The sequence below is a fragment of the uncultured Hymenobacter sp. genome (assembly GCF_964243305.1).
Taxonomy (GTDB): domain Bacteria; phylum Bacteroidota; class Bacteroidia; order Cytophagales; family Hymenobacteraceae; genus Hymenobacter.
This window is the reverse complement of the sequence record NZ_CAXTEF010000073.1, coordinates 1-4,864: the sequence shown is the minus strand read 5'-3', so window position 1 is coordinate 4,864 and position 4,864 is coordinate 1. Positions and strand designations below refer to the sequence as shown.

General features: G+C 63.7%; 4 protein-coding genes. 1 reads left to right on the top strand and 3 read right to left on the bottom strand.

What is annotated here, in order from left to right; translation table 11 throughout:
* Positions 1–39: 39 nt before the first annotated feature.
* Together kdpA and kdpF are read right to left on the bottom strand one after the other, a co-directional pair.
* Positions 40–1,740, bottom strand: a complete 1,701-nt coding sequence (gene kdpA / locus ACFE70_RS19955) for a potassium-transporting ATPase subunit KdpA (RefSeq protein ID WP_375419543.1) — start codon at positions 1,738–1,740, stop codon at positions 40–42.
* 154 nt (positions 1,741–1,894) lie between these two features.
* Positions 1,895–1,972, bottom strand: a complete 78-nt coding sequence (kdpF, locus tag ACFE70_RS19950; protein ID WP_375419544.1) for a K(+)-transporting ATPase subunit F — start codon at positions 1,970–1,972, stop codon at positions 1,895–1,897.
* Positions 1,973–2,398: 426 nt separating this feature from the next.
* Here kdpF and ACFE70_RS19945 point away from each other — a divergent pair, with 426 nt between their 5' ends.
* A complete protein-coding gene (locus ACFE70_RS19945) occupies positions 2,399–2,710 on the top strand; it encodes a hypothetical protein (protein WP_375419542.1) in 312 nt (103 codons plus the stop codon).
* Between the two features lie 107 nt (positions 2,711–2,817).
* Here the strand turns inward: ACFE70_RS19945 and ACFE70_RS19940 are convergent, their stop codons facing one another.
* Positions 2,818–4,182, bottom strand: a complete 1,365-nt coding sequence (locus tag ACFE70_RS19940) for a sigma-54-dependent transcriptional regulator (protein ID WP_375419541.1) — start codon at positions 4,180–4,182, stop codon at positions 2,818–2,820.
* Between the last annotated feature and the right edge of the window lie 682 nt (positions 4,183–4,864).

Sequence of the window (4,864 nt, the reverse complement as noted above, 5' to 3'; positions counted from 1 at the left end):
CCGGCCCCGTGGGGGTCCCGTGAGGTTGGCTGTGAGGGCTTAATACAACGTGAAATGCTCGGCCAGCGGGCCCAGCGCCAGGGCCGGGAAGAAGGCCAGCGCGGCGATAATCCAAATCACGAAGAAGACCATGATGCCGAACGTGGCCGTATCCAGCCGCAGCGTGCCGGCCGATTCGGGGATGAACTTCTTGCGCGCCAGCAGCCCGGCGATGGCCACCGGGCCGATGATGGGCAGGTAGCGGGCGAGCAGCATCACCAGGCCGGTCGAGATGTTCCACCAGGGCGTGTTGTCGCCCAGGCCCTCGAAGCCGGAGCCGTTGTTGGCGGCCGAGGAGGTATACTCATACAGCATCTCCGAAAAGCCGTGGTAGCCGGGGTTGGCCAGCCAGCCGGCGTACTCCGTGGGGTTGCCGGCGTAGAGGTGCGTGGCCAGGGCCGTGCCGGCCAGAATCAGCAGCGGGTGCAGCAGGGCGATGAGGATGGCGATTTTCATCTCGCGGGCTTCCACTTTCTTGCCCAGCAGCTCCGGGGTGCGGCCCACCATCAGGCCGGAGATGAACACGGCTATGATGATGAAGACGAAGAAATTCAGAAACCCTACCCCCACGCCGCCATAAAAGGCATTGGTCATCATGCCCAGCAGCGTGTTCATGCCCGACAGGGGCGTGAGCGAGTCGTGCATGGCGTTCACCGAGCCGTTGCTGGTCACGGTCGTCGTGATGGCCCAGAGCGCGGCGGCCGGCGCGCCGAGCCGCATTTCCTTGCCCTCGAGCGAGCCCAGGCGCTGGTCCACGCCCAGGCGGCTGATGGCGGGGTTGCCGTGCATTTCCAGGTACACGGTGGGCAGTTGCAGCAGCAGGTAGCCGGCCGTCATCACCCCGAACACCATCCAGCCCAGCCGGGGCCGGCCCAGGTAGTAGCCAAAGGCCAGCGCCATCGCAATGGGAATGAGAATGATGCTGATGTTCTCGACGGCGTTGGTGAGGGGGGTAGGGTTTTCGAGCGGGTGGGCCGAGTTGACGCCGAAAAAGCCGCCGCCGTTGGTGCCCAGCTGCTTGATGGCAATCATGGCCGCGGCCGGCCCGCGGCTCACCACGGTCGAATCGCCCTGCACCGTCACCAAAGGCATCTTGGCCTGAAACGTCATCGGCGTGCCCTGAAAGACCACCACCAGCGCCACGGCCAGCGAGAGCGGCAGCAGCACCCGCGTAATGCTCTTGACGAAATAGACGTAGAAGTTGCCGAGTTTGTCGGTGCTGCCTTCGCGCAGGGCGTTGAACACCACGACCGTAGCAGCCAGGCCCGTGGCGGCCGTCACGAACTGCAAAAACATCAGGCAGAAAAGCTGGGAGAAGTACGTCACGCCCGACTCGCCGGAGTAGTGCTGCAAGTTGCAGTTCACGACGAACGAAATGGCGGTGTTGAACGCCTGGTCGGGCGACATCGAGGGGTTGCCGTCGGGGTTGAGGGGCAGGGAACCCTGGGTGCAGAGCACGAACATGGCCCAGACAAACCAGACCACATTGATGGCGAGCAGCGCCAGCAGGTGCTGCTGCCAGCTCATTTCCCGCGCCGGGTCGACGCCGCCGGCCCGCAGCAGCACCCGCTCCAGCGGCCCCAGAAAGTCCGACCAGTGGCGGTCGCCGCGGTAGATGGCGGCCAGGTAGCGGCCCAGCGGTATGGCCAGCAGCACCGTGATTAGGAAAATGCCAAGGATGGCGAGAAGTTCTTGAGTCATTGGGTTGATTGTCAGAAATAGCGGCTAATCGTCATGCCGCGCGCCAGCGAAGCATCTCGCGGGCAGCAGTAATCAGCTTAGCTCAACGATAGCATTAGGTAGCCCGCGAGATGCTTCGCTGGCGCGCGGCATGACGGCGGTGAAAATGAAGCGGTTAAAACTCCTCGGGGCGGAGCAGCACGTAGCAGAGGTAGCCGAACGTGGCCAGGGCCAGCACAAAAAGGGCAGTCATCATGGGGATAAGCGTCTGAGGGGCGCGGGTTAGATGTGGTCGAAGAAGTCAATGGCCTTGTAAAAAAGCCAGAAGCCGGCCAGGCCAACGGCGCTGAGCAGCGGAATCATCAGGGCGGGCGCCATAGCGGGAAGGGGTTTGGAAGATGGGATGCCGCCGACTTCACCAACACCGGCCCCAATTCCGGCTTCATCGTAATCAGGTAGTGTAATCGATTGATTGCCAGTGGCTAAATTTTAGCAGGCGCTGGATTTATCCGCTGCGTCGCGCCGCCGACCCTTCCGTTTCGGTAGGGTATTTTCCAGAACGGCAGGGTAGGGCCCGCAGAAAAAGGCCGCCGTGGAGCCGCCAGCGGCTTTCGGGCGCGTTGGCACCCGTTTGGCGGCGCCGCTCCCGTTGCGCCTCACTTGCCCTACCCCCCGCCTTATGTCCGACCTGCTCGCCGAAATCACCGCCGCTGCCCGCGCCTACTACGCGCAGGTGAACGCCTACCCCCTCACGGCCACCGACTTCCAGGCCTGGCTCGACGAGCTGCCCGTGGCCCGGCGCGCGGCGGCATTGGCGCGGGGCCTGCCCGCGAGCCGGGCCGAGCCGGCCTTCCTGCGCTACTGCCTGGAGCTGCGCGGCCTGCTCATGCGCGAGTTCATGGCGCAGCGCCTCTCGATTGCCGCCTTCCACCTGTGGCAGGCCAACGGCGAATTCAACGGTGACCTGCCGCCGCACGGCGTGGCCCGCTAAGTGGCCCGCTAAGCGGCGCCGGTCCCGGTATTGCCCGGAAAGAGAGGCGTACTATTTTGCGCCCCCTTGTCCCTGCTTTCCCTACCCCCTTCACCAGCCCGAAGGCCCTACCCCAGCCCGTACTCCTGAATCTTGCGGTAGAGCGTCGTCAGGCCAATGCCGAGCACCCGCGCGGTCTCGGTTTTGTTGCCGGCGGTTTCGAGCAGGATGCGCTGAATGTGGTCCCTTTCCAGGCGGCGCAGGCTGCGCTCCCCGTCGGGCGGGCCGGCCGGATGGCCCCCGAGCGAAAACAGCTGCAACTCAAATGGCAGCCCATCCACGGTCAGGGCCTGGTCGGGGGGCGTGAGGATGGAGGCGCGCTCCAACACGTTTTTCAGTTCGCGCACATTGCCTGGCCAGGGGTAGTGCTGCAACACCCGCAACGCCTCAGCGGTCACTTCCAGGGGGCGCTTGCGCAGCTTGGCCGAGAAATGCAGCAGAAAGTTTTCGACCAGGGCCGGAATGTCGCTCCGCCGGGCGCTGAGCGCCGGCACGGCCACCGTCACGACCGACAGGCGGTAGTATAAATCGGGCCGGAAACGGCTCTGCTCGGCTTCCTGGCGCAGGTTGCGGTTAGTCGCGGCCACGAGGCGCACGTTGACGCGGGTTGGCTTGGTGTCGCCGGTTTTGATGAACTCCTGGCCTTCGAGCACCCGCAGCAGCTTGGCCTGCAAGCCCAGCTCCAGCTCGCCAATCTCGTCCAGAAACAGCGTGCCGCCGTTGGCTTCCTCAATCAGGCCCTTCTTGTCCGTCTGGGCCCCCGTGAACGCGCCCTTGCGGTAGCCAAACAGCTCCGACTCCAGCAGCTCTTTTGAGAAAGCGCTGCAATTGACGGCCACAAACGGCCGGCCCCGCCGCGGGCTGGCCTGGTGAATGGCCTGCGCAAACAGCTCCTTGCCCGAGCCGGTCGGGCCTTCGAGCAGCACCGTGGCGTCGGTGGGGGCCACCTGCTCGGCCACCGTTTTGGCCTGGAGCAAGGCGGGCGCGGCCCCAATCATGGACGCGAAGCTGTGCTGCAAGCCCACGCGCTTTTCCAGGTCCAGCACCCGGCGCTGGAGCCGCGCCTTCTCGGCGGCCCGCGCCACCACCACCACCAGTTGGTCGTCGGAGTCGCCCTTGGTGAGGTAGTCGAAGGCGCCGAGCTTCATGGCCTGCACGCCATCGGGCACGGTGCCGTAGGCGGTGAGCAGGATGATTTCGGTTAGCGGCGCGGCGGCGTGGTAGCGGGGCAGCAGGTCCACGCCGTGGCCGTCGGGCAGCTTCACATCGCTCAGCAGCACCAGCACCTCGTCGCTATGCTCGCGCAGGGCTTCGAGGCCCCGGCGCGCGTCCGGCGCTTGCAGTACGGCGTACCCTTCCAGTTCCAACACGCGGGCCAGCAGCTGGCGCAGCTCGGTCTCGTCGTCAATAATTAAAACAGTATTGGCGGGCATGATTGGCGGGCATGAGCGGCAGCGGCGAGGGAAAACGTGTCGCAAAGAACGACTATTGCTAGTAGGAGTAGGGATTTCCATTTTGTACACCTTGCCATACTTAACATCGAAGCTGTTTAGGAAGTCAGCAGCACGTTATGCAGCGCGCAGCGAAGCATCTTGCTTGCACCGCTGGATGCCATTCAACGACGCCCGCGAGCTGCTTCGCTGCGCGCTGCATGACTTTCAAGCAGCTTTTCCCCACTTCCTAAATAGCTTCATCATAATAAGCTCAAATTAAAGGGCTTCTCTCTTTTAGTTAGTAATGCCCCACCACAACCGGTTGCTGAGGCCAGCCAGGCAATCCGCTAATCAGCACCCTTACTACGCCGGAAGAAGTTTGGAATGAGTACGCACACAACCACAGACTTTTCGCGAACGGACGCCCGCGGGGCTGGCCTCGGCGCGGGCGCGGGGCCGATTGGGCGGCCGTCGACAGGGACCTTGGAGAAGGCAGGCGCACGGCCATCGTCGCCGAGCCGCTCTCCCGCGAGCCGAAACTGGGGATGAATAAAATTGCTCAGCGCGCACGTATTTCTAAAGCGACACTCCACAACTACTTGCGCCATCGGGTGTCGTCATCCTTATTCGCCGTAGCCGCAAATAAATTGACAAGTGGAGTTTCAGGCTTCACTTTCGGTCA

Excerpts from the sequence above, each read along its gene's own strand:
- kdpA (WP_375419543.1), bottom strand. The coding sequence starts at position 1,740 with ATGACTCAAGAACTTCTCGCCATCCTTGGCATTTTCCTAATCACGGTG.
- kdpF (WP_375419544.1), bottom strand. The coding sequence starts at position 1,972 with ATGACTGCCCTTTTTGTGCTGGCCCTGGCCACGTTCGGCTACCTCTGC.
- ACFE70_RS19945 (WP_375419542.1), top strand. The coding sequence starts at position 2,399 with ATGTCCGACCTGCTCGCCGAAATCACCGCCGCTGCCCGCGCCTACTAC.
- ACFE70_RS19940 (WP_375419541.1), bottom strand. The coding sequence starts at position 4,182 with ATGCCCGCCAATACTGTTTTAATTATTGACGACGAGACCGAGCTGCGC.